Source organism: Microcoleus sp. N9_A2, assembly GCF_036701775.1.
Lineage (GTDB): Bacteria > Cyanobacteriota > Cyanobacteriia > Cyanobacteriales > Microcoleaceae > Microcoleus.
This window is the reverse complement of the sequence record NZ_JAUBRH010000042.1, coordinates 1-26,210: the sequence shown is the minus strand read 5'-3', so window position 1 is coordinate 26,210 and position 26,210 is coordinate 1. Positions and strand designations below refer to the sequence as shown.

Below are 26,210 nucleotides of genomic sequence, written 5' to 3'. Positions count from 1 at the left end.
TGAGGTAGACCCAGGCTAAAAAGCCTTGAGATGTAATGTTAGTGGCCCGCTGTTGGCAGCCGGTACTGAATACAGAAACAAAGCGATCGCTCTTTTGAAAAAAAAGGGCGATCGTTTTTTTATATCCATTCCGGTTGCATCGGAATAGTCAAATCCAGTCAACAGCGATGCCATGAGCGAAGCCGAAGGGTCAACAATTCCCGATGGATTGTGCAACCGGAATTGATATCATTCATCTGCGTTAATCTCTGTTGCATCTGCCCTCATCTGCGGTTAAAAAAAAGAATTTATTCATCCCAGATGACAATGGATTGACGCTGATTCACGCGCTTGTCGAGAAGAGAGATCTGAATCATTCGGGTGCTAACAGATTTGATATTATTTGTCAGTTGTCAGTTGACTGTTGACTGTGGTTTGTTTTCTGTGGTTACAAATTACAAATTACAAATTACAAATTACTATTATTCGATTAATCCTAATTTTTGTAAGCGCGAACGAATGGCACTAGGCTGTCGCTGAAATCTCTGAGCTAATTCGTCAATTTGTTGACCGCTAGCATATTCTTTCTTCAAATTTTCTTCTTCATCCTGACTCCACTTGACATAAGCTCTGGGATATTTCTGGCGAATTTTCTCATTCTGGGTTTTAGGTCGATAACCATTTTTTTGCTCGGCATTCAAACCAGAACCAAACTGTGGGTTAATTTCCCCACCGCGACTAGCTAGCGCCTCTTGCACGCGGTTGGGAATGACAGCAATTTCTTCTGAGAGCTCAGCCAAAGCATTGTCTACTTTTTGCTGAAGTTCTGTTAGCTGCCGCTGCTGTAAATTGCCCCACTGTGGCAGTTCGTTGATAAACTGCTGCAAGTCCAGAATTATTGTTGTCAAAGTTTCGACTTGTTGCAACTCGGGCCGCTGTTTGAATTGGCGGCTGGTGAGTTCGATCTCGCTTTGAATCATTTTAATAGTTTTTTCTAAAATTATTAGTCGCTGGCGCAGGTTCTCAATGGCTGAAATTAGAGAGTGTACGTTTTCTCCCGGCCCAACAACATTGAGATTTTCATGAGATGTTTGAGAAAGAGCTTCGTCTAAAGCATTTACAGCAAGTTGCAATTGCTCGATCGCGCGATCGGTAGTAGCTGCTTGTTGATTTACCCGATCGAACGTAGCCGCCGTACTTGCTTTGACTTGCCTGTGCAGCTTCTGCCGGTTCACAAAATTCAACACCAACGAAATCACTACAGGCACTTGAGCATAAACGCTCTGCCCCCAAACCAAACTAACAGCCAATCCCACAGCAGAGGCAGCAATAAAAACCACTTCAGCAGTTTCTAACCAATTGCTCGACTTGGGATTTTGGATTTTGGTGGGTGAATTGGATGATGACATAGGCTAATACCATTTTAGATTTTAGATTGTAGATTGTAGATTTTAGATTTGGAATGACTGATGAAGCTCGGAGTTTGGATCACGGGCCTATAGCTGCATTCTTTTTTCAACTGGTGCCAGTATGCGGATAAAAATAAAGTAAGCGCGAGCGCAGATATCCGGTATGTAATCGCACGTATACCCCGAATTTAGCAGTGGTGAAAAACCGATTAAGTTTTTTATTCACAGCCATTTAATTAAATATATTAAATCTGCAAAATTAGTCGAGCTAAAGTGAAATAAATCAATACCCCAAGGACATCAACTGCGGTGGTAATAAAGGGAGCAGACATTAAAGCGGGGTCTAAACCCAAAGAACGAAACAGAAACGGCAGAGCTGAACCGGCAATAGAAGCTAAAATTGCGATCGCAAACAAACTCACCCCCACCGCGAGTGCCACTGCTAAACTCCCTTGCAGAACATAAGCCCAGCCAGTCGCTACCGTCCCCAATATAGCTCCTAGTAGCGCTCCCGCCATCCCCTCCCGCACAATTATTTTCATCGGCCCCATTGCTGTAATTTCGTCAGTGTTCAAACCGCGAATTACAACTGTTGAGGACTGAGCTCCGACATTACCTCCAGTGCCAGTCAGCAGCGGAATAAAGGCTGCTAGCGCAACTACTTGTTGCAAAATATCTTCTTGAGCTCTAATGATTGCGCCAGTGACAGTATTGGTTAAAAGCAGAATAAACAGCCATACGACCCTTTTGCGAGCAACGGTGATTAAATCGGTCTGAAAATAATTGTCACCACCAGACTGGACGCCACCCAAGGCATAAATATCTTTGTCGGCTTCTTGTTCTAAAATGTCGATCGCGTCGTCAACTGTAATGATCCCGACCAGACGCTGTTCGCGGTCTACAACGGGCACAGCTAAAAAATCGTAACGCTGGATCAGCCTAGCTACTTCTTCTTGATCCGTGCCAGTTTGAACAGAAACTACGTCGCGGGTCATAATTTCGCCGACAGTTTTGTCGAGGGGCGAAGTGACTAAATCCCGCAAAGATAAAATACCTGTCAAGCTGCGTCCGGCGTCGGTGACGTAAAGAGAATAAATTGTTTCGGTAGTTTTAGCCAAAGAGCGAATTCGGTCTAAAGCTTGGGCTACGGTAAAGCTTTCTTTCAGAGAAATGTATTCCGGGGTCATTATCCTGCCGGCGGTACTGGCTTCGTAACCCAAAAGTTGGGCCGTAGCTTCTCGTTCCGTCGGGCTCAATTCACCCAACAGGCGACGGACTAATATTGCCGGCAGTTCGTCAAAGAGTTTAGCGCGATCGTCCGGTGACATTTTGTCTACAATGTCAATGACTTCTTGGCGTTTGAACTTTTCGCAGAGGGACTGCTGAACGCTGGAGTCGAGATATTCGTAAACTGCGATCGCTTCGTCTTTGGAAAGCAAGCGGAAAGCTATTACTTGCATGGTTTCTGGCAGGCCTTCGATAGCTTCAGCTATGTCTGCTTCCTGCACCGGGTGCAAAATCGCTTTTGCTCCTTTAAAGTCTCCTTCTTCCAACAGGGCCCTTAACTGCGATCGAACTAATTCCCGCAGTTCTTTTCGCGCGTAGGTGGGTAACGAAGAGGATTGATAATTGCTTTCTGTCACTGATGACCCTCCTAAACCTGTGCTCCGCGCCTTTCTGAATCCAGTTTAGAGCCTATTGACGCCACTGGTTGCAGTTATAGGATTTATACCTGCGGGGCTAGCAACCGAATTTTTTGGCAGATGCGGCACCACCAAAACCAAGCTGTATTGTCGACACCGAGTTTCTTGGTATTATGTTTTCGATCTAGCGCCAAAGAGCGTGAGTTCGGGAAAGTGCGATCGATTACCAATTACCGATTACCAATTACCTGACATACCTCATCGCCGTTGAGAATGGCTATACTGTCAACTGTCAACTGTCAACTGTCAACTGTCAACTGTCAATTTAAACCAACAATTGATATTTTTATTCCGCCAAACGGTAAAGCGGCCGCCACACCAAACGGTTAGTCAATACAACCAACAGCGACATCACAGAAGTAGCCGCTAACAGCAAAGGAAAATTACCCGATGCCGTTGCTTGAGAAATCGTCTCGCCCAAACCGCTTGTGGTAATTGTTTCACCTTTAAACTGCACGTATTCGCTGACAATACTGGCATTCCAAGCTCCGCCAACCGCCGTAATAGTTCCTGTGATTAAATAAGGAAAAATTCCGGGTAGGATTAAAGTTTTCCAGCGCTGAACTAGGGAAAGTTTGTAAACTTGCGCGGCTTCAAAGAACTCCGAAGGTATCGATTGAGCGCCCGCAATAACATTAAACAGCAAATACCACATTTTACCCAACATCATCAGCGCCACAGAACCAATTTCTAAGCCACCTCCAGTTTGAATTAAAGCTAGTAGCAATACAGGAAATAAAGCCGTTGCCGGTACAGAAGCGGCTATTTGTACTAATGGCTGCAAAATCTGAGCTAAACATGGATTTCGACCGATCGCCACTCCAAGCGGTACTGTCCACAACAGCGATAAAAATAACGCGCAAATGACTCGCAAAGCTGTGAAAAAAGCACCTCCCATGACTTTTTGCCAGTCCGACAAACTCAGCAAACGCAGCAGGAGCACCGCTTCCCAAGTTCCCCAAAGTACAATGACGGCAAACCCGCTGACAAACAGCCAATTTATCCAATTTCCGATGCGGGTTAGTTGGCGAGGATTTGTTGGTAAATTAGCAGGTGCAAAAGCTCTGACCAAACCGCGATCGAAACTGTCGCCCATCGGCGAAATACGCGACTTCAACACCCGCAGCGTCGCCGATCGCCTTAAAAAATCCAACAAGTTTGACTGCGGTACATTGGCAGCTTCCACCGCTTGATATTTAAACTTTTCTACCCAAGCAATCAAAGGCTGCCAGATAAAAAAGTCGATCGCTATAATCACACCAATTAATACTGCTAAACCCCAGCCGATCGCCCCAAAATTGCCTTCACTGGCTGCCTTGCCCAAATAGGAACCGAGTCCAGGCAAATTAAAGTTTTTGTCCCCCAAGGTAAAAGATTCGATCGCAATCAAAAAAAACCAGCCGCCCGCCACTGACATGACGCTGTTCCACACCAGTCCGATCGCACCAGCGGGCAATTCTAACGTCCAAAATTGCTGCCAAGCATTGAGCCGATAAACTTGAGCAGCTTCCTTTAGTTCTAGGGGAATGCCGGAAAGCGACTGATAGAAACTAAAAGTCATATTCCAACTCATCCCAGTAAATATTAAGATAACCGATGCTATTTCTACACCGATTCTTTGACCCGGAAATAAAGTAACTAGCGCTCAAACAACACCGGGCAAAACAGATAAAACTGGAATCGACTGCAAAATGTCTAACAAAGGAATTAAAATTTTTGCTGCCAGGGGAAAGCGGTAAGCAGAATAAGCATAAACTATGGTAAACAGCAGCGATAAAAAATAGGCTGCTGCCATGCGTAAAAGAGTCTGGGCGGTATATGCTGGCAAGACATTTAGCGTGGTCTCAATTATAAAATCCGGGTTGTAGTTACCCTTGAATTGAGAAGCTGTTTGGACAATTCCCAAAATTAGAGATAAGATTGCTAGAATCAGCAAGCCGTCTTGCCAAGTCCAAGCTGACCTTTCTAAGGTTTTATTGGCGGGTGTTAGAGGTCTTGTCATACGAAGTAGTTATTGGTAATTGGGAAAAAGGTAATTGGAAATTTGGAAGTTAGAATTTGGGGGATCGGAGGGCTAGGGCATCGGGTAATTGTTAATTGCTCATTGCTAGTAAATAACTAATAACTAATAACTAATTACTGATGACTGCGGACTAATGACTACTGACCACTGACTACTGACCACTGACTACTGACTTCAGATTCTAAGAAGATTTCGCCGCCCGGTTCATCGTAACTGTATAACTCTGCATAGCGACCCCAGTCAATAGCAGTTTTCAATTGCCGCATTGCTTCTTGGGGGCTAAAGTGGGTTTCTAGAATATCCAAAATCAACTCTTCAGAAATGCGGTGATTGCGCTTGGCCTGAAGCATTCGAGAAATTTGCTGTACCAGGCGAATATTTTTGAGAATTTGGGTACGAACAATTTGTTTGCGCTGGTCAATTCCGCCGGCAATGAACTGAATACCAACTGGAGTTAAAAGGAGGTCGCCTTCTTGAATTACCAGAAATTCCATTAATTTTGCTGCTTCCACAATCGGCAAAATGTCGTCAACCTCTAACATTAATTCTTGACCGAGGCGGTAGAGGTCTTTCTCCTTGCGGTCTTCCAAGAGTTCCAACAGACCTGCGATCGCACCGGTTCGCACCTGCGGCAGAGATTGGTATTTAGCGCTTTGAGCCGGTTGAGGTTGAGACACATTAGTGGCACTTTGAGCAGGTGCTGTCACTGTTTCGCAGCTTAACTCTGGATTGGTGAGAATTTTGTAAACTTGGTCTACGAGAGCTTGGAATTGCGGTGTTTTGCGATCGCGGTAGTGCGGCAAAGTCACCGTCAATTCGGCGCGAATTCGCCCCGGGTTGCGGCCCAAGACTACAACGCGATCGGCTAAAATTACCGCTTCCTCAATCCCGTGAGTTACGATTAACACAGCTTGAGTCGGAATCTTTTTTTCCAGCCACAAATCTAATAACTCAAACCGCAAGTTTTCTGCTGTCAGCACGTCTAAAGCTGAAAACGGTTCATCCATGCAAAGCAATTCGGGTTCCACCGCCAAAGCTCTAGCAAATCCCACCCGCTGCCGCATTCCTCCAGAAAGTTCTTTCGGATAAGCATTCTCAAATCCGTCTAAACCGATAATGTTAATCATCTGCAAGGCTTTTTGCAGGCGCAGTTCGGGCAATTATCCTTTAGCTTTTAAGCCTAATTCTACATTTTCTAGTACCGTCAGCCAGGGATAAAGGGCAAAGTTTTGAAATACAATTGCCACTCCCGGATTTAAGCCGACTAAAGGACGATTGTGGTAGAGAACTTGACCGTCGGTGGGCGGGATAAGTCCGGCAATTATCCGCATTAATGTTGATTTTGCTGAACCGGAAGGGCCGAGTAAAGCTACTATTTCGCCCGCTCGGAGCTCTAAATTAATTGGCTCTAAAATAGAGATTTTTTGACCGTTGGGCTGCTGGTAAGACTTGCTAACTCGTTCTAAGGTAATGAGACCATCTGTTGTTGTTTTAACTACCACAATCCAACCTCCTATGTTTAGTTTAAATTTAGTTCTTAGTCAGTAGTCAGTAGTCAGTAATACGGCGTTAGTAGTCATTAGTTAAAAACTCTGGGAAACTGACAACTGATAACGGCTAATTGATACCTGTTTTGTAAAATAATGCAAGGGCAGGCAAGCCCAAACCATGATGCAGTCCGTGGGAGCCTCTCATATTTGTAAAAACACTTCTTCTGGCTCCTTCCTTCTGACTCTTTCCTCCTGCTCTTGGCTCCTGGCTCCTAACTCTAATTTCTAGCTTGGCTGCTTTCATTGAGATGCTCCCGTTGTCCGTCATTCTCAATCGAAAATCAAAAATGGTATGACTGCTGAGTATTCAGTCAATTTTCTGTGACAGACGATCGCTTTTTTACCCGCAACAAGACTGGAAGAGTAGAGAGTTGGATCGAAACTGAAAATACAACCAGCAAAATAATTGAGCGATGGTACCAAATTATCATCGCCCAACTGCCCAGAAATCAGTATTAGCCATAGCCTGTGTTAAAGATCCCATAGGCTGAACCTCTTTTGTCTGCAGGCACGAGTCAAGCTACGGCTGCTTTCAAAATTGATTCCTAGACTCCCCTACCTATACCCATAAAGTCATTCCTAGCAATCTCCCCTGCCCATTTCTGAACAATACCAAGGGGGCAAACAGTGAAGAAAAAATCACTGCAAACATCATGGTTAAGATGCCGATGCGATCGAACTTGCGGCCCAAAAATTAGGGCTGTGATCGCGCCAATCCCCATAACCCAAGCGTAAAATAGCGGAATCTGGCTGTCAAATGCGATCGCGCTTCTGTGGAAGTCAGTCGATTGGAGATTTGAGACTTCGGTGTGAGCGCTCAGTCGAAGGATTTGAGATTTTAGATTTACTCCACAGATGAATCTGCGAGCTGGAAAAAGAGTCTAAAATTTTTATCTCTCCACCACAGGAGTCGAGGGGCTTGTATTCGTTTTTAGGCGGCGTCAAAGGCAATGAAAGGAAAATCTCCATAGCCAGCCCCAATCAGCCCTAAAGCATCTAAAGAAACCCAAAACAGCCCCGGCCACCCTTCCCTTTGATTTCCAAAGCTCCTGCTTCAAAATCGCGGGGATTGAGATAAATTCGCTGAAGTACCAACAGCACTGTCAGCCCCAAAAAAGCTGGCACAGCCAAAATCGCAAAGCCGACTCGATCACCCAATTGCTTTGCCCGTGCGATCGGCTATCATCAATAGACCTCTTGCAAAAATAACTAGGACGGGCTCTCCGGCCCATCCCACAAAAAACATTTTTCCTTGTGGAACGGGCCGGAGAGCCCGTTCCAAAATTTGATTAAAAGGACTTTTGCAAGAGGTCTAATAACGACGCTGGCGATCGCTATTGGATACCGTGGCGTTGAGCGGCGTCTGACTCGATCAACCGCGAAATGTTAACTACGTAAATCCTTTCTTCTTCAGCGTCACGGGTTATACATATAAAGAAGTTTTGGGCAACAATTAGTTTGACAAATTATTACGTTGCTCTAGTCAAAAATTCATTAAAACTGTCAATATCACCGGCAGCATCTCAATGAAAGCAGCAAAGCTAGAAATTGGAGTTTTGAGGCAGGAGTCAGAAGGAAAGAGTCAGAAGGAAGGAGCCAGAAGAAGTGTTTTGACAAATATGAGATGCTCCCATATCACCTACCAGCAGTGATAGTGAATCCCATCGATCCAGCTATGCTTCCTGTTCAAACTGCCAATGTGTTGGGCTGAGATTTAGACTCTCAGATCAAATCAAGGAACAGGGAACAGGAAAACCATTTTATGTAGGAATGGGTCTCAAAAGCTGCATCTGAATAGTGTAGAATTATAACAAACCAGATGGGACATTACAAGGTGCGTATTGTGGGATAAAAATTCTCTGCGATCTTAATTTTATTACGGAATGTTTAAACTTGTATCTTTTCCTTAACCGTTTTATATTCTTTACCAAATCTTTATTTTTTTTTTCTAGAGTCCTGTTATTCTTGCTTCAAGCGAGCTTACAGCACTTTGCAACAAGAGTGAAATACCCTTTAGTTAAAAAAAGAGGTCTTTATGACGCACTGCCCCTGCTGGTCGAATCAAATGCTGCGTTAATGAACAACATTCTTTACCGATGGAATTTAACAGCTCAACTTAGGGTATAAAGTTTAGAAAGTGCCTTATCGCTAACGGGTTTTTAGGCTAAAAATTTAGTTTTTTTGCATAATTAAATTACCCAATTATCGCCCCATAAATTGAAGAAAGCTCTATTCATCTATCGCTTAATTTATGGTAATCCCGCGACGCAAAGTAATTATAAGTTTACACCAAACACCACTTAAACGATTGCTACCTCTTTTGCTTGGTGTGGTGGCTTCTCTTGCTGTTTTATTTACGTGGCAACAGCTAACCATCAACGGAAAAATTCACATCGAGCAGTTAATTCAGCACGAAGCCAATGCGATCCAGTCACAACTGAGCCAAGAATTATCAACTCGGATGCTGACACTTCGGCAAATGGCGAATCGCTGGCAAGTCAATGGCGGTACACCAAAGGCTCTTTGGGAAGCCGATGCTGATGCTTATGTCAAGGATTTCTACGGTTATCAGGCGATCGAATTGGTCGATCCATCATTTAAAGTGCGATCGGTTGTGCCACTGGCTGGAAATGAGGCAGTGCAAAACCTAGATTTTAATCGGGAATTGCGTAGCAAAATCACTTTGCAGGTGTCTCGTGATTTACGTCAACCTATCTTAAGTGGCAATATTTCACTTGTTCAAGGTGGTCAAGGATTTATAGCAAGTGTTCCTTTATTTGTAGGGGAGCGGTTTGATGGGTTTATTGTCGGAGTTTTTTCATTTAAAACTCTATTTGAAAGTATTTTAAAAGTTTCCCCGAATTACAATTTGGCTATTTATTATGGCAGAAATTTGATCTACGGTCAAGAGGTTTTATCTCAACATTCAAAGCCCAAAATGGTTGTGGTCAGAGCCTATTATGCAGACTGGCGAATAGAAGTTTGTCCAACTTCAGCCTTAGTAGAAGAAGTAAAATCTCATTTACCAATAGTGGTGTTAATTGGTGGCTTGATTTTAGTTTGGCTGCTTATGTTGGTGGTGTATCTCGCACAAGTTAGTTATCGCAAAGTCCATCAATTCAAAAAAGCAAATCGCCAGTTACAATGGGAAATTAACCAGCGACAACAGGCAGAAATTACGATCGCCCGACTAGCTGCGATCGTTGAATCTTCGGAAGATGCCATTATCACCAAAGATTTAGATGGCGTAGTTACCAGTTGGAATGTAGGAGCAGAAACAATTTTTGGCTATACAGCGGTCGAAATAGTAGGGCAATCAGGGACAAAACTGATTCCCGCAGACTATCGAGATGAGGAAAACGAAATTCTCACAAAAATCCAGCAAGGAGAACGCATCGAACACTACGATACAAAGAGGCTGAGAAAAGATGGAACATTAATCGATGTCTCTATGAGTGTCTCCCCCATTAAAGACGAAACAGGGAATATAATTGGAGCCTCAAAGATTGCCCGGAATATTGCTGACCGTAAACAAGCAGAAGCAGCACTACGTCAAAGCGAAGAACGCTGGGAACTGGCTGTACGCGGGAATAATGACGGCATTTGGGATTGGAATGTTCAAACCAACGAGATATTCTTGTCTAGTCGCTCGAAGGAAATCCTGGGCTATGAAGACCACGAAATCCAAAACCTTGTAGACGAATGGGCTAATCTGGTACATCCCGATGATTTGGGATGGGTGATGCAAGCCGTTCAAGACCATTTTGCCAAGAAAACTCCTTTCTATCTCACAGAACATCGCGTTCGCTGCAAAGATGGTTCCTATAAATGGATTTTCGATCGCGGTCAGGCACTTTGGGATGATGCAGGTAATGTAATTCGGATGGCTGGCTCTCACACCGACATTACGGAGCGCAAGCAAGCTGAAGTTGCTTTACAGGTCAGCGAAGCCAGATATCGGCAATTAATCGATAACTTAAATGCGGGTTTTGTGATTCATGCGATAGATACAAGCATCCAATTATGTAATGAAACGGCCGGTGAATTACTAGGGCTTTCAATGGATCAAATGCTGGGAAAAACCGCCATATCGCCGGCCTGGCATTTTGTGCGGGAAGATGGCAGCGTTATGCCCCTAGAGGAATATCCGGTTAATCAGGTTTTATCCACTGGAAGTTCCCTCAAAAATTATGTTTTAGGAATTAATAAAGAAATTGATAATTGTACTTGGGTGTTAGTTAATGCCTACCCTGAGTTAGATACAAATGGTCAATTAAAGCAAGTTGTAGTTACGTTTATTGATATTAGCAAGCGCAAAAAAGTAGAGCAGGAAATCCAAAAAACTCGCAATTTCTTACAAGCACTGCTGGATAATTTACCGGTTGCGGTTTTTGTTAAGGACGCACAGCCTGAAAGGTTTGGCGTATTTCAGTTTTGGAATAAAACCAGCGAACTGTTATTTGGCATCTGGGCCGAAGAAGCGATCGGCAAAAGTGGCTATGATTTTTTTCCAACAGAACAGGCTATCTTTTTTGACCAAAAGGATAGAGAAGCCTTTGAGAAAGGTAAGACTGAGGATATTCTCGAAGAAATCATTGACAGTCATTGTCTGGGAAAACGTTGGCTGCATACGGTGAAGATTCCCATTTACGACGCGCAGCATCAGCCCCATTACCTACTTTGTTTTTCCCAAGATATCACCGATCGCAAACACGCAGAAGCAGAGCGTAGAGAAATGAGTGAGGTGATGCAAAATGCGGTGTCTGGCATTTCCAAACTGGATGTACAAGGGCGTTACCTGTATGTGAATAAAGCTTATGCTGACATGACAGGCTATCAGCCAGAAGAAATGATGGGGATGTCCTGGGAAAAGACCGTATATCCTGATGAGTTGGAAAAACTGATGACCCTCTATTTGCAGATGGTGGAAGAGGGCAGAGTTGAAGTTGAAACGAAAGGGTTTCGTAAAGACGGTTCGGTGTTTTACACACAATTGGTGATGATTTCAACTTACGACGAACAGCATCAATTTTTGGGGCATTACTGCTTCATGAAAAATATTAGCGATCGCAAAAAAGCCGAACTTGCATTAGAACAAGAACTCCTGCGGAGTAAAACACTTTTCAACACTTCAATGGATGGTGTGGTGATCATGAATCGCCTCGGAAAAGTCGTCGAAGCCAGCCCCACTTTTGCGCGGATGCTGGGTTACAGCCTAGAAGAAACCCTGAATCTAAGTGTCTTTGATTGGGATGCTCAATTGACAAAAGAAGAAGTACAGCTTTTCATCATCAGAGACGAGATTATTCCTCTGTTTCAGACGCGACATCGCCGCAAAGATGGTTCCGTCTATGATGTGGAAATTAGCTGGACTCGGGTTGAATTAGAATGTGAAATGATGAACTTCTGTATCTGCCGGGATATCACCGAACGCAAACAAGCGGAAATTGATTTACAAATCTCTCAAGCGCGATTTGCTGGAATTTTAGACATTGCCAGCGATGCCATCATTTCTATCAATACCAATCAGCAAATTACTCTGTTTAACAAAGGAGCAGAACGAATTTTTGGTTACGCGGCTGAGGAAGTTTTAGGGAAACCCCTGGCGATGTTGATGCCCTCGCGCTTTGCAGAGGTTCACCATAATCACATCGGCGAGTATACTCACAATGCAGGCTATGCAAGGCAAATGGCAGAGCGAGGAGCCATTTTAGGACGGCGCAAAGATGGTACAGAGTTTCCGGCAGAGGCTTCGATTTCCAAGATCGAGATCAACGGTGAAATTATTTTTACTACCTTTCTGCGAGATATTACGGCTCGACAACAGGCAGAGGAAGCTCTGCGCTATCAGAAAGAGATGTTTCAGGCGATCGTCGATAATATCCCAGTGATGATTGCTTTATTTAACGCGCAAGGTCAAATGGAATTGCTCAACCCGGAATTTGAAAACATTTTAGGTTGGTCGCTAGAAGATTGGCAGCAAAAAGATATCTTAGCTGAGTGTTATCCTGACCCAGTTGATCGTCAAAGTGTCGGGGACTTTATGTTATCAGCAACCGGCAAGTGGCAAGATATGAAAACACTGACTGCTACCGGACAGCAGTTAGAGACATCTTGGGCAAACGTGCGGCTTTCGAGCGGGCATTTTTTGGGCATTGGGCAAGATATTAGCGATCGCAAACGCAAAGAACTGGCACTGCTGCACGCAATGGAAGCCGCAGAAGCAGCAAACTTTGCAAAAAGTACCTTCCTAGCCAATATGAGCCATGAATTACGCACTCCCCTCAACGTGATTCTAGGATTTGCCCAGGTGATGACCCATGACCCCTGCCTAACTCCCAACCAAAAAGAAGACCTGCAAACAATTCGTCGCAGTGGCGATCACCTCTTAAGTTTGATTAACGATGTGTTGGATCTCTCGAAAATTGAATCGGGACACTGCACAGTTGAAGATAGCGGGTTTGACTTAATTGCGCTGCTGAATTCCCTCCGAAATATGTTGGCGGAACGAGCAAGTTCTAAAGGACTTGACCTTTGTTTCGAGATTGCGCCAGAAGTTCCCCAATTTATGCTTGCCGATGCTCAAAAACTGCGCCAGGTTTTGCTCAATCTGCTGAGTAATGCCATCAAATTTACCGATCGCGGAAGCATTACTTTGCACGTCAGCATTGAGGCTTCCGGTACAGTGGCATTGACCACAACTCTGCCGATTCTCCAGTTTGTAGTCACTGACACAGGTTTAGGGATTGCATCGGTTGAGATCCCTACCATCTTCGATGCGTTTGTGCAAGCCCAAGCTGGGAAGCGATCGACCGGCGGTACTGGGCTAGGTCTAACCATTAGCCGCAAATTGTTGGAACTCATGGGCGGAGAAATTTCTGTCAGCAGCACTCTGGGACAGGGGAGTACCTTCACCTTTACCCTTCCCGTCAGCCCAATCAGTGGAGTTAATATCACACCCGAAGAGAATAATCGCCTCGTGATTGGGCTGGCTCCCGGTCAACGGGATCATCGCATTTTGGTGGTTGACGATCAAGCAGACAATCGCTTGCTAATGGTCAGATTACTGACACAATTAGGATTAGAGGTAAAAGAAGCTACCAACGGAGAGGAAGCGGTGCAGATTTGGCAAGAATGGCAACCCGACCTAAGCTGGATGGACATTCGGATGCCCGTGTTAGATGGATACGAAGCTACCAAGCAAATTCGGGCAATCGAAGGCGAGCAGAACAGTATCATTATTGCACTTACGGCCCAGGCTTCCCAGAGCGATCGCGCCCTCGCCTTGGCTGCTGGCTGCAACGACTACATCAGCAAGCCCTTCCGGGAACAAACCCTATTTCTCAAGATGGCCGAATACCTGGGGTTAGAGTATGTATATCAGAAAGAAGAAACAGAGAACGGGGAACGGGGAACAAATTGTGTTCCTTCTTTCCTCTGTTCTGTTGCCTCTGGGGTTTCAGATTCCCTCGATCCAACGCTTCTGGCGACCTTACCAGAAGTATGGCTGGTTCAGTTGGAAGATGCTGCTTTATGTGGGGATGATGTTGCGATCGTTGAACTGGTAGCTCAACTTTCCTCAGAACTCGCTCAATTCGGTACTCATCTGACGGAACTCGCCAACCAGTATCAATTTGAGAAAATCATTAATCTAATTCAAGGTAATTTCCCAAGTGGAATTCCTCCATTGGATTTATAAGTTGTTGTTTAGTTAAACGTTTTATTAGGACTATGGAATTAGGAACAGCCAACAAAAATACAATCTATTTAGTGGCAACTGTTGAACAAAACCTCCTTAGTTTTTATTTAAGATTACTGCTCTAAAATCCCTCATAAAATGACCAAATTCTCCCAAATTACTCCTTTAAATTTAACAAGTTTAGAGGAATGCACCGAAGAATCCGTGTATGCTCCCGGTCAGATTCAGCCCCACGGAATCGTTTTATTGATGCAAGGAAACAGCCTCAATATTTTACAAGCTAGCGAAAATGTAGAACAGTTTTTTGGCATTTCTGCCGAAGAATTGCTAGGTCAGCCATTGCCAGATTTATTGGGTCACGATCAAGTACAAGAAATTGTCAGGTATCTAAATCAAGAACAACTCAACATTCATAATAGTTTTGATCTAAAAATACCTCTAAAAGACGGCAAAATTCAAACATTTAGAAGCACACTGCATCAGCTACCCGATGAGTTGATTCTGGAGCTCGAGCCCCAATTGACAATTGAAAATAATCATTCAATCGATTTTTATCAGCTTCTGCAAACAGTTATCCTCAACCTTCGCAGTGCGATCGATCTTTCGGATTTAGCTCAAACTATTGCTAGAGAAGTGAAAGCCCTGACCGGGTTCGATCGCGTGATGATTTATCGCTTTGAAGCCGATGACCATGGGGTGGTGATTGCTGAACAGAAAGAAAGCTATCTAGAAAGCTACCTGGGATTGCATTACCCGGCGATCGATATTCCCGTACCCGCCCGCAAATTGTTTTACCGCAATTGGATACGCCAAATTCCCAATATCAATTACACTCCGGCCCGCCTAATTCCCACCAACCATCCCCTAACCAATACACCCCAGGATCTAAGTGCTTGTGTGTTAAGGGGAGTATCTCCCTACCACATTGAATATTTGCAGAATATGGGAGTTGCTGGGACACTGACGATTTCGTTAATTGACGATCGGCGTCTCTGGGGATTAATTGCCTGTCACCATTACAGCCCGCGATTGGTAGATTACGAAACTCGCAAAACCTGTGAATTTTTAGGCCAATTTGCCTCGATCGAACTGGTACATCAGCAAGAGCGAGAATTGAACGTTTACCGATCGCAGGCGAAAACTATTCAGGATCAACTTCAGCAGGCATTCCGGCGAGATTCTAATTTTATCGAACAGGTATTGACCGAAAATGCTTCTCAACTGCTAGATTTAGTTCATGCTCAGGGAGCTGCAATTATGCTCGATGGTCGTCTGACATTGGTGGGTCAAACACCATCTGAAGCTGAGGTTGACGAACTCCTGCAATGGTTGCTGCAACAGAACAAAGAACGAGTGTTTGCAACAGCTTCTTTGTCTCACTTGTATCCCCAAGCGAAGCAATTCAAAGAGCGAGCTAGCGGTGTTTTAGCAATCTCAATCTTGCTATGCTACGCCAAACAAAAGTCATACCACATCCTTTGGTTCCGACCAGAACAAATTCAAACCGTAAACTGGGCAGGAAATCCACAGGATGCTGTCTCGATCGACGAAATTGGAAAAATGCACCTGTGTCCCCGCAAATCCTTTGAAGTGTGGAAAGAGACAGTGCGGGAGATGTCTTATCCGTGGCAGATTGCAGAGTTAGAAGCTGCTGCCGAAATGAGACATATCCTCATGCTGGCGGTGTTAGAATTTTCGCAAGCTGCCCTAGAACACGCTGCTGAAAGGGCAGCAATAGCCAACCGTGCCAAAAGCCAGTTCCTTGCGAACATGAGCCACGAGCTCAGAACGCCACTCAACGCCATTCTGGGATTTACCCAGCTTATGAACCGCAGCCCCTATATTCCAGAAGAATTTCAAGAGCATTTAGGGATCATTACCCGTAGTGGAGAACACCTGCTGACATTGATCGACGATGTTTTGCAAATGTCTAGGATTGAAGCAGGGCAATTGGTGCTGAGTAAAAGCTGTTTTAATCTGCATCGACTGCTGGGTTCTATTAACGAGATGTTCACCATCAAAGCGCCTGAGAAAGGGTTACATCTGAGCAGCGAGTGGGATGCTACTGTCCCCCGTTATGTCTGTGGTGATCAAGCAAAACTTCGCCAAATCTTGATTAATCTGCTGGGAAATGCGATCAAATTTACAACAACAGGAAGCATAGCCCTGCGCGGACGAGCTTTTTCATCAGATGATATGCCATCCGGTACAATTGGCGATCGCGTCACTAATCCACCCGGTATTAAACCAACTATTACCTTGTGTGTCGAAGTTGAGGATACCGGAGCTGGCATTTCTTCCTCAGATTTAGAATCAATTTTTGACGCTTTCATGCAAACCAATCGCGGTCGTCACGATCGAGGAACAGGTTTAGGACTGTCTATCAGTCGTCAGTTTGCGCGTCTGATGGGAGGCGATATCACCGTGCGAAGCACCCTGGCTCAAGGCTCGACTTTTACGTGCAAAATTGTTTTGGAATTACCAGATTCCGTTGATTTAGAGGAACCTGAAATTAGCGATCGGATTATCGGGATCGAACCGGGGCAACCTATCTACCGAATTCTAGTAGTAGAAGATGTTCTAGAAAATCGGCAACTGCTGGTGACGCTGCTGGAGTCAGTTGGGTTTGATGTGTGTGCGGTGGAAAATGGGGCAGAGGCGATCGCTCGTTGGCAAACATGGCACCCTGATCTGATTTTGATGGACATTCAAATGCCTGTCATGGATGGTTATGAAGCGACGAGACAGATTCGATCACAACAGTCATTAGTCATTAGTCATGGGTCATCAGCAGACACGAGAGAGCAAATGTCACAGGACAACAGACCAATGACACGCATCATTGCCCTGACTGCCTATGCTTTTGAGGACGATCGCACCGCCAGCATGGAAGCCGGTTGCGATGACTACATTGCCAAGCCGTTTACTGAAGCCACACTTTTCGACAAAATAGCTCATCACTTGGGTGTCCGCTACTCCTACGCCGAAGAAGTTCCGCCAGAGTCATCAGCTTCGCCACCAAAGATATTTACTCCAGACTTGAAAACGATGCCCGCCAAGTGGATTGCAGAAGTTCATGAAGCAGCACTCGATCTTAGTGATAATAAGCTTTATGAACTGATCGCTCAAATTCCCAAGGATCAACAAGATTTCATCGCGGCGATGACATCTCTGGTCGATAACTTTCAGCTTGAAGCGATCGCAACTCTCACCCAGATTTAGGAATAAGACCATGACAGCTTTATTCAAACTTGCGGCCCAAACGAATATTCTCATCGTGGATGATACGCCAGACAATTTGCGCTTGTTAGCCAAAATTCTAGAGTCACAGGGCTATATTGTCCGTAAAGCCCTCAACGGCAGAATGGCACTCCAAGGTATTCATCGCGACCCACCGAATCTGATTTTACTTGACATCAATATGCCCCAGATGAATGGGTACGAAGTCTGCCAAAAGTTAAAAGCATCGGAAGCGAGTGATCAGATCCCGGTTATTTTTATCAGTGCGCTCGAACAACTGGAAAACAAGGTTCGAGCCTTTGAACTGGGTTGTGTAGACTATATTACCAAACCCTTTCAAGAGCAGGAAGTGCTGATGCGAGTAAAAAATCAATTACTCATCCAACAGCAACGCCAACAACTGCTCGAACAAAATCAACGTTTAGAACACGAAATCCAAGAACGTCTGAGAGCAGAAGCAGAAGTAAGGCAGCTATCCGTGACCGATGAATTAACTGGATTATATAACCGACGAGGCTTCTTTTTACTAGCCAATCAACAATTAAAAATTGCTCGACGCACGCAAACATCCTATTTTATTTTGTTCGCTGACTTAGATGGTTTGAAAAAGATTAACGATACTTTAGGACACGAAATGGGAGACAGAGTAATCGTTGACGCAGCTCAAATATTGAAGCAAACCTTTCGTGAGGCGGATATTGTGGCTCGACTGGGAGGAGATGAATTTGCTTTATTTATTCCTAACTTTTCGGGTGATTCATCTACTAATTTCCATTCTCGACTGGAAGAAAATATAGATCGCTTTAATCAACAGTCCGAGCGAGCTTATATATCAATAAGTCTTGGTGTGGAGTTTGGGGATTTAAACAATGAAGTTTTATTAGAACAATTGCTGGCCAAGGCTGACAAACTAATGTACGAGCATAAACGCACCAAACGCTGTTTAAATCCTCAACCGTTCTTTTGAAAACAAGGATATCGGAGCGCCATAAGCATTATTTATTAAACGTGAGAGCAACCGAGAAAGAGTAAACTGAAAACAAGATAAGGAAACAGCTTGAAGACTTTAGCGCCTCAGCCGGAAAACACGATGCAGTACACATCATCACACATAGACCTGACAAGGTAGCAGCCCAGTTAAAACCCCTCACTATATTAGGTTAAGGGTGTGAAAAAAAGATGTAGTCGGTATTGTCCAGAACCTCGATATCAAATTGACAGACTGATGCTGTATGGGTTGGGTGTTTGCCTACAATTGCATTCTTTTTTTAACTGGTATTATTTTCACAAATCGATGTTATCTATTTACCAATTCGTGCTAAAATGATGCCAAACTGAACGGCGATTACTCCGAGTATGGCACTGCCAGCCCAGTAAAAAGTGGCGATGCTGTAAGATCGATCGCGCCACAAGACATTTGACTCTAAGCCGTAAGTCGAAAAAGTAGTATAAGCGCCCAAAAATCCCGTCGCAACCATTAACCGGACTTCCGTCGGAACCGCCGGCACCCGTTCAAAAGCGAGGGTGATAAAAAATCCCATAGCCAAGCAACCCGTGATGTTAATAAAAAAAGTTCCGTAGGGAAAAGCCGTACCGAAACGATTGGCAAACCACAAGGTGATATAATATCGGCTCAAAGCGCCGGCAACGGCACCTAAACTAATTGCGATCGGGTGGCGGAGATTGGGGTATTGCTGCATACAGCTCTTGGACATTTGCTAGTTGAAATTGAGATGAGTTTTAGATTCAGCGGACTTATGTAAAGTATTGTAGGATTAAATTGGCGATCGGTCTATAGCAATCCTTACAGGAGTCGTAAACTTTTTACCCCACCCCAACCCTCCCCTTATCAAGGGGAGGGAGTAAGAAATTCACAAATGATTTAGGAGCGCTCTAGCTGTTCGCAATTAAAATTAAGAGAGAGTATTTATGCAAATTGTGCTGGCTACCTTAGACGATGGTTTAGTTAGAGCGTGGGAAAGCACTTGCGGCAGTATGGAAAATGTAAAGATACATCACGGTTCAATATTTGATGTGAAATGCGATGCTATTGTTAGTCCGGGGAATAGTTTTGGTTTCATGGACGACGGCTTAGATTTAGAAATTTCGGAATATTTTGGAGGGCAGGTTCTTGAACGCTTGCAAAAACTAATTCAGGCGCGACATCACGGCGAACTCTTAGTAGGAATGGCAGAAATTGTAGACACCGATCATGCTGAAATCCCCTATTTAATCGCTGCACCAATTATGCGCGTTCCCACAGTTTTAAGAGAAACAGTAAATGTTTATCTAGCAACCCGCGCAATTTTGACTCTCGTAAAATTTGGCTCAGTCCCAGATGGAACGCCAGTCAAACATATCATTGAAACTATCGCTATTCCGGGCATGGGTACGGGAATGGGCAAAGTGCCTCCACATATCTGCGCCAATCAAATGAAAGTTGCGCTCGAAGATATCCTCTTATCTCAATACGAATTTCCTCAATCTTTACTGCACGCTCAAAGATGTCACCACTTGTTATATACGGACGAGAGCGAAGATTTGCAGTTAGAAAATTGAAACTATTAAATTGGCCCGTTTTATTGTGTGGAGAAACCAAGTTTATTAGTGTGTGTTTTTTTAGGTATAGAGACTGATCACATATTTAAGTGCGCTAAACCGTACCTGTAAGTGGGCGGTATCCGACAGGCCGCTTCAATGCTAAAATGTTAGAATGAATTCTGGCGCTATAAATACAAAGTCCATTCCCACCGGATTTAAGAAAGGAGATAATTGATATGACAGATCCAAATGTGACTGAAACAACAATTGTAGAGGTAACTCCCGAAACGACGGCGATCGTCAAACAAGAGATGCCCGACGCGACTGATGAGGCGATCGCAGAAACTGCGGCTTTGTTTGAATCAATCAAAAAACGCGCCACGGCCGAATTTCAAGCCGCCGGCGAACTCACCCGCGAAGCTTATTTAAACGCTGTGAATAAGGCCAGCAGCGCGATCGACGAAAATAAGTCAACCGCCAAAGAAAGAATGACAGAAGCAGTCAGCCTGATTAAAAAAGAATCCGAGAAAAATTGGCTGGTACTTGATGCGATTAAAACGCGGGCACAAGCGCAGGTACAAGATGCCGGCGAAGTCAGCCGCGAAGCTTATTTGAAAGCAGTGCGACAAGCGCGAGAAGCGGTGGAACAAAATAAATTGGTTGAACGCGATCGCATCGAACAAGCTGTTGACCACATTCAGAAACAAACTGAAAAAAATTGGCACGTTGTGGTTGGGGAAATTGAGTCGCTAGGGACTCGCTTGAAAGAGACGGCGAAGTCTGCATGGAGCGCGCTAACGGCGTTTGTTGAGAAGTCTCGCAACAATGGCGGCGATTCCTAGCAAGATTGGACACAATCTGGCGATGTTTGCGCTACAGCCCGCCCGCCTGGTTTCAAAACCGGGCGGGCGGGCTAATAGCGATCGCCCTTTAATTTGCATTCAGCAAAAGGTTCAGCCATACTGCATAATAAAAAAGCTTTATTTTTAGTCCACAACCCCGAACCATGAGAACTTACTACTGCGGCGACCTGCGAAGCAAACATATCGGAGAGACTGTCACCCTTTACGGCTGGGTGGATCGCCGCCGCGATCATGGCGGAGTGATTTTTCTCGATGTGCGCGATCGATCGGGTATTGTGCAAATTGTCAGCGATCCTGAACGCACCCCCGACTCCTATCACGGCGCTGAGTCTTTGCGCGGCGAATACGTGGTGAAAATTACCGGTAGAGTCACCAGCCGCCCCGAAGATTCCCTCAACCCCAAATTGCCTACGGGTGAAATAGAAATTTACGCGGACGAAATTGAGTTGTTAAATGCGGTTCGCAAACAGTTACCGTTTCAGGTTTCGACGGCGGATAATGAAAGCGTGCGGGAAGATTTGCGCTTGAAATATCGGTATTTGGACTTGCGGCGCGATCGTATGAGTCGCAACTTGCAGCTTCGCCACCAAGTAGTCAAAGCCATGCGCCGCTACCTGGAAGATGCTGAGGGTTTCATGGAAATTGAAACGCCGATTTTAACTCGCGCGACTCCCGAAGGTGCGAGAGATTATTTAGTTCCCAGCCGCGTCAATCCCGGTGAATGGTATGCTTTGCCGCAGTCGCCGCAGTTGTTCAAACAATTGTTAATGGTTTCGGGATTTGACAGATACTATCAAATTGCCCGATGCTTCCGCGATGAAGATTTGCGCGCCGACAGACAGCCGGAATTTACGCAATTGGACATGGAAATGAGTTTCATGTCTGTGGAAGAAGTAATTGCATTAAATGAAGGTTTAGTCTGCAATATTTTCCAAACAGTGAAAGGCGTTGAATTGCCTTGTCCTTTCCCGCGATTGACTTACGCAGAAGCAATGAACCGCTACGGTAGCGACAAACCGGACACTCGTTTTGGTTTGGAATTGGTCGATGTTTCCGATTTGATGAAAGATTCGGGATTTAAGGTATTTTCCGGTGCGGTGGCTGCGGGCGGAATTGTGAAGATTTTGCCGATTCCGGGCGGGAATGAGGCTTTTTCTAATGAACGGATTAAAAAAGGCGATTTGTTTAAGGAAGCCACAGAAGCCGGTGCGAAGGGATTGGCTTTTATCCGGGTGCGGGAGAATGGCGAAATTGATACGATCGGCGCAATTAAGGATAATTTGACGGAAGCGCAAAAACAGGAATTGCTCGATCGCACGGGCGCGCAACCAGGTCATTTGTTGTTATTCGCAGCCGCTGATGTCATCACTGTCAATAAGACTTTAGATAGATTGCGTTTGTTTGTCGGTAACGAATTGGGATTGATCGACAAAGAGAAGATGAATCTGCTGTGGGTGACGGATTTCCCGATGTTTGAATGGAACGCTGACGAGAAGCGTTTAGAAGCTATCCATCACCCGTTTACTGCGCCGCATCCTGACGATATTCACGATTTGAAGACGGCGAGGGCTCAAGCTTACGACTTGGTGTTAAACGGCACGGAAGTGGGCGGTGGTTCTCTGCGGATTTATCAGCGGGATGTTCAGGAAAAGGTGTTTGAGGCGATCGGTTTATCGACTGAGGAAGCTTACAATAAGTTTGGCTTTTTGCTGGATGCGTTTGAGTATGGAACTCCGCCCCACGGAGGCATTGCTTACGGTTTGGATCGGTTGGTGATGCTGTTGGCTGGCGAGGATTCGATTCGGGATGTGATGGCGTTTCCGAAGACGCAGCAGGCGGGTTGTTTGCTGACGAATGCGCCGTCTGGTGTGGATGAGAAGCAGTTGAAGGAGTTGCAAGTGCGATCGACTTACGTACCGAAAACATAGGTATGTAAAATACCTTCAATGAATAGTGGATGGGTGGCGAGAAACCGGGTTTTTCCCAGAATACTTCGCCACACCTCCCCGAAACTGCCAAAAACCCGGTTTCTTTGGTTTAGAAATCTTACAAGATATTTTAGCAGATAATATTGATGGGTAGAAAACGCGATATTAAACAGGTTGATGCGATCGCTAGGGAGTTTAAGATGGGAGGTGAATTAAGGATTGCTTTTGGTTTATTCATTGAGGAATAAAAGAAAAATGGTTGTGGTGGAACTTTAAACCGTAGAGGCGATTTTACTTAGGTCGAACTCCGCGAGAAAGCAAAAGAATTTTTAGAGGATATTTAAATGGCTATTCAAACATCTATTGCTAATCAGAAACCAAATATCGAGCAAATTATTTCCGTCATTACTAAACAGATGACCGGAGAAATTTGTCATCAGGTTATATTTAGTTATGGGGATGAACTACGGCTAGATTTCGGTGAGATGTCTGCCTATACTCACCCAAAATTAGCACATCTATGCAAAGGTAGTTGGCAATTTGGCACAAGGGCAACACCTTGGGTTTTCAAGCAAGGCGATCGCATTTTAACTTCTTCCTTGCCAGTAGATATAGATGAGGTAGAAATAGATGAGGTAGAAATAGATGCTGTCAAAAAAGTTTTGCAGCAATTGGAAAATAAAGAATTGATTGATTTTGTGATTTATGCTCATAATATTAGTCTCACTCTAGTTTTTGAGGGTGATTACCAACTAATTTTACAGCCAGATTTGCAAGATGATTCTGGACTTCCATATTGGGAATTGTTCATGCCAACAGAACAAGTTTTGACGGTTGGGCCTGGATTTTTTTGGGAATGTAAATCAATTCACGAAGGTTATTGATATTAAATTAAATTGACGATCGCTTTATGCCTCTAAAATAGTGTGTTGTAGCCAACTCATTATAGTTTGAAGTAAATCGGAGTCATGGGGCGAGAAGGTTTGCAGGGGTGGGTGAGGCGTGTCTGCGATGAGACAGATTGTACCGTCGAAGCGGGTAAGCGCATTGAGGAAAGTAGGGCTCAAACCCTGGGAGGCGGGGGATGTGGGGTCTTCGTAGAAGATAAGGATGGGGTGTTGGTCGCTGTCGCGGCGGAGTTGATTCCAGTAGGATTTGAGTTGGGGGAGGGTTTCGGGTTCGCCGTTGGGGCGTTGGGGACAGTTTTGGTTGAGGAATTGTTCGTAGATTTCGAGGGCGGGGTTATCTGTGTCGATGAATTTGCTGGTGTCGATGCAAAAGATTTGGAGGTTTTGGTGGAGATTGGTTTCGGTGAGTTGGGTTTGCAGAAGTTGGGGGAGTTGGGCGAGGTTCAGGGTTTGGACGAGGGGGGAGGTTTGGGTTTCGGTTAAACCGTGCCATGCGCGGTAGAAGTCCGAGTAGGGCAGATTTTCGCCGTAGTGCCAGATTAATTCGTAGCAGTTCTTATCAACTTGCTGAGAGTCGTTGAATTTGGCTTTTAAGGTTGTGATGACGGCAAACTGCTTTTCTGTCTTGATGTTCATTTTCTTTAAGCTTGCTGCTACTTGCCCACAAGTGTAATTATCAAGAGCGGGAGAATTGAGAATTTGTATCAAAGCGTCGATCGCTGTTTGATTGTCTTGACCAATTTTCCCTAAGCTTTGTATCACTCGTAAAAAAGTTAAGTCATTACGATGTAATGAATTGAGTAGTTGGACCAAAGCATCGATCGCTTTTTGATTGCCAGGGTCAATTTCTCCTAAGCTTTCTGCCACTAGCCAACGGGTGACATCATCAAGATGGAGTAAATTGAGCAGTTGCACCAAAGCATCGATAGCTTTTTGATTGCCAGGGTCAATATTCCCTAAGCTTTCTGCCACTTCTCTACGGATGTAATTGGAAGAAGTGAGCAGTTGCTCCAAAGCATCGATCGCTTTTTGATTACCAGGGTCAATTTTCCCTAAGCTTGCTGACACTTCCCTACGGGTGTCATCATCATGAGCGGGAGAAGTGATCTGTTGTTCCAAAGCAGCGATCGCTTTTTGATTTCCTTGAGCAATCTCCCCTAAGCTTTCTGCTACATCCCCACGAGTGTAATTATTTAGATCGGGAGAAATGAGAAGTTGCACCAAAGCATCGATCGCTGTTTGATTGCCTTGACCAATTTCCTCTAACATTACTGCCACTTGCCTGCTGGTGCTATCATACTCCTCATCAAAAGCGGAAGAAATGAGCTGTTGCACCAAAGTATCGATCGCATTTTGATTGCCTGGATCAATTTTCCCTAAGCTTGCTGCCACTTCCCTACGGGTGTCATCATTAAGAGCCGGAGAAGTGAGCAGTTGCTCCAAAGCATCGATCACTTTTGGATTGTCTGGGTCAATTTCTTTTAAGATTACAGCCACTTGCCTGCCAGAGTCATCATCAAGAATGGACGAATTAAGCAGTTGCTCCAAAGCAGCGATCGCATTTTGATTGCCTGGGTCAATGTATCCTAAAGTGACTGGCACTAGACAACGGGCGGAATCATCAAGATTAAGCTTAAGTAATTGTTCCAAAGCAGCGATCGCTTTTTGATTACCAGAGGCAATTTTGTCTAAGCTCAATGACGCTTCCCAAAGGGTGAAATGATCGAGAGCGGGAGAATTGAGCTGTTGCACCAAAGCATCTATCGCTTTTTGATTGCCTTGACCAATTTTCCCTAAGCTTGCGGCCACTTCCCCACGGATGTAATCTCTAAGATCGCGAGAATTGAGCCGTTCCACCAAAGCATCGATCGCTTTTGGGCGGTGTGTCTGTTGCAATGCTTCCATAGCTGCATTGCTAATTACATTGAAAAATTTTACCCACTTTTGTTTTTGAGTATCGAAATAACCAAATCTCCACTTAACAATTTGCCTTATTATTTCATCTATTTGGGAATAATCCTGAAATTCGGCAATTGCGGCGACGGCTAAAAAATAGGTTCGATATTCATAAAAACCTTTTTCTACTCTCAATAGATGTTCCCATCTGTCCAATATATATAAAACACCCCATTCTCCACATCCATCCTCAAAATTAACCAAAGCATCAATAAATTTCTGTTTATGCTTTCGTTCTATCTCCCCACGCCCCAACCACAGCAAAATCACCTGCTTCCACTGCGCTTCAAAAATCCGATATTCCTTCCCCACCACCGGAAAATCAACATGATTCCGAGGTAAAAAATAATCCCAATCATCCACCGCCAACGCCGCAAAATACTCCTGAAACGTCGCATGATAAAACGCATA

The 26,210-nt window shown here is 44.6% G+C and carries 16 protein-coding genes and 1 pseudogene; 7 read left to right on the top strand and 10 right to left on the bottom strand.

The annotated features are described in order from the left end of the window. Positions 1-15 precede the first annotated feature (15 nt). From QUA44_RS21140 to QUA44_RS21105, 8 genes and pseudogenes are all read right to left on the bottom strand, one after another. On the bottom strand, positions 16-216 hold the full coding sequence (locus tag QUA44_RS21140) for a hypothetical protein (RefSeq protein WP_333254121.1): 201 nt from the start codon (positions 214-216) through the stop codon (positions 16-18). A gap of 245 nt (positions 217-461) precedes the next feature. Beyond that, a complete protein-coding gene (locus tag QUA44_RS21135; RefSeq protein WP_333254123.1) occupies positions 462-1,388 on the bottom strand; it encodes a hypothetical protein in 927 nt (308 codons plus the stop codon). 245 nt (positions 1,389-1,633) lie between these two features. After that, on the bottom strand, positions 1,634-3,031 hold the full coding sequence (gene mgtE, locus QUA44_RS21130; RefSeq protein WP_333254125.1) for a magnesium transporter: 1,398 nt from the start codon (positions 3,029-3,031) through the stop codon (positions 1,634-1,636). A gap of 346 nt (positions 3,032-3,377) precedes the next feature. Then, entirely contained in the window at positions 3,378-4,682 is a 1,305-nt protein-coding gene (locus QUA44_RS21125; RefSeq protein WP_333309902.1) for an ABC transporter permease subunit, read from the bottom strand. A 54-nt stretch (positions 4,683-4,736) separates the two neighbouring features. Then, positions 4,737-5,093, bottom strand: coding sequence for a hypothetical protein (locus QUA44_RS21120; protein ID WP_333254127.1), 357 nt, complete (start codon positions 5,091-5,093; stop codon positions 4,737-4,739). A 158-nt stretch (positions 5,094-5,251) separates the two neighbouring features. Further along, the gene (locus tag QUA44_RS21115) at positions 5,252-6,121 is read right to left on the bottom strand and encodes an AAA-associated domain-containing protein (RefSeq protein WP_333254164.1); all 870 of its coding nucleotides are present in this window, start codon (positions 6,119-6,121) and stop codon (positions 5,252-5,254) included. Beyond that, positions 6,119-6,616: pseudogene (locus tag QUA44_RS21110) on the bottom strand (ABC transporter ATP-binding protein); the annotation flags it as partial. The pseudogene QUA44_RS21110 and the gene QUA44_RS21115, both read right to left, overlap by 3 nt. Before the next feature lie 1,044 nt (positions 6,617-7,660). After that, positions 7,661-7,822, bottom strand: a complete 162-nt coding sequence (locus QUA44_RS21105) for a hypothetical protein (protein ID WP_333254129.1) — start codon at positions 7,820-7,822, stop codon at positions 7,661-7,663. Positions 7,823-8,972: 1,150 nt separating this feature from the next. Here QUA44_RS21105 and QUA44_RS21100 point away from each other — a divergent pair. The 3 genes from QUA44_RS21100 to QUA44_RS21090 all read left to right on the top strand — a co-directional run bounded on the left by QUA44_RS21100 (position 8,973) and on the right by QUA44_RS21090 (position 18,570). Continuing rightward, on the top strand, positions 8,973-14,363 hold the full coding sequence (locus tag QUA44_RS21100) for a PAS domain S-box protein (protein ID WP_333309896.1): 5,391 nt from the start codon (positions 8,973-8,975) through the stop codon (positions 14,361-14,363). A gap of 138 nt (positions 14,364-14,501) precedes the next feature. Further along, the gene (locus QUA44_RS21095) at positions 14,502-17,585 is read left to right on the top strand and encodes a response regulator (protein ID WP_333254135.1); all 3,084 of its coding nucleotides are present in this window, start codon (positions 14,502-14,504) and stop codon (positions 17,583-17,585) included. 10 nt (positions 17,586-17,595) lie between these two features. Continuing rightward, complete coding sequence (locus QUA44_RS21090) at positions 17,596-18,570, top strand: diguanylate cyclase (protein ID WP_333254137.1); 975 nt, start codon at positions 17,596-17,598, stop codon at positions 18,568-18,570. Between the two features lie 334 nt (positions 18,571-18,904). Here QUA44_RS21090 and crcB read toward each other — a convergent pair whose 3' ends face one another. Next, positions 18,905-19,303 carry a fluoride efflux transporter CrcB gene (gene crcB / locus QUA44_RS21085; RefSeq protein WP_333254139.1) on the bottom strand — a complete coding sequence of 133 codons (399 nt, stop codon included), beginning with the start codon at positions 19,301-19,303 and terminating at the stop codon, positions 18,905-18,907. Positions 19,304-19,532: 229 nt separating this feature from the next. Between crcB and QUA44_RS21080 the strand changes: the two genes are divergently transcribed. From QUA44_RS21080 to QUA44_RS21065, 4 genes are all read left to right on the top strand, one after another. Further along, positions 19,533-20,162 (top strand): macro domain-containing protein, encoded by a 630-nt coding sequence (locus QUA44_RS21080; protein WP_333254141.1) that lies wholly within the window; start codon positions 19,533-19,535, stop codon positions 20,160-20,162. Positions 20,163-20,380: 218 nt separating this feature from the next. After that, positions 20,381-20,986 (top strand): hypothetical protein, encoded by a 606-nt coding sequence (locus tag QUA44_RS21075; RefSeq protein ID WP_333254144.1) that lies wholly within the window; start codon positions 20,381-20,383, stop codon positions 20,984-20,986. 164 nt (positions 20,987-21,150) lie between these two features. Continuing rightward, positions 21,151-22,935, top strand: coding sequence for an aspartate--tRNA ligase (aspS, locus tag QUA44_RS21070; RefSeq protein WP_333254146.1), 1,785 nt, complete (start codon positions 21,151-21,153; stop codon positions 22,933-22,935). A 344-nt stretch (positions 22,936-23,279) separates the two neighbouring features. Beyond that, on the top strand, positions 23,280-23,819 hold the full coding sequence (locus QUA44_RS21065) for a hypothetical protein (protein WP_333254148.1): 540 nt from the start codon (positions 23,280-23,282) through the stop codon (positions 23,817-23,819). Positions 23,820-23,843: 24 nt separating this feature from the next. Here QUA44_RS21065 and QUA44_RS21060 read toward each other — a convergent pair. Next, positions 23,844-26,210, bottom strand: a 2,367-nt coding sequence (locus QUA44_RS21060) for an NACHT C-terminal alpha/beta 1 domain-containing protein (protein WP_333309894.1), incomplete at its 5' end; no start/stop codon positions are given.

Coding starts and splice junctions, on each gene's coding strand:
- QUA44_RS21075 (WP_333254144.1), top strand. CDS start 20,381: ATGACAGATCCAAATGTGACTGAAACAACAATTGTAGAGGTAACTCCC.
- QUA44_RS21115 (WP_333254164.1), bottom strand. CDS start 6,121: ATGGATGAACCGTTTTCAGCTTTAGACGTGCTGACAGCAGAAAACTTG.
- QUA44_RS21095 (WP_333254135.1), top strand. CDS start 14,502: ATGACCAAATTCTCCCAAATTACTCCTTTAAATTTAACAAGTTTAGAG.
- QUA44_RS21080 (WP_333254141.1), top strand. CDS start 19,533: ATGCAAATTGTGCTGGCTACCTTAGACGATGGTTTAGTTAGAGCGTGG.
- aspS (WP_333254146.1), top strand. CDS start 21,151: ATGAGAACTTACTACTGCGGCGACCTGCGAAGCAAACATATCGGAGAG.
- QUA44_RS21135 (WP_333254123.1), bottom strand. CDS start 1,388: ATGTCATCATCCAATTCACCCACCAAAATCCAAAATCCCAAGTCGAGC.
- QUA44_RS21090 (WP_333254137.1), top strand. CDS start 17,596: ATGACAGCTTTATTCAAACTTGCGGCCCAAACGAATATTCTCATCGTG.
- crcB (WP_333254139.1), bottom strand. CDS start 19,303: ATGCAGCAATACCCCAATCTCCGCCACCCGATCGCAATTAGTTTAGGT.
- QUA44_RS21065 (WP_333254148.1), top strand. CDS start 23,280: ATGGCTATTCAAACATCTATTGCTAATCAGAAACCAAATATCGAGCAA.
- QUA44_RS21120 (WP_333254127.1), bottom strand. CDS start 5,093: ATGACAAGACCTCTAACACCCGCCAATAAAACCTTAGAAAGGTCAGCT.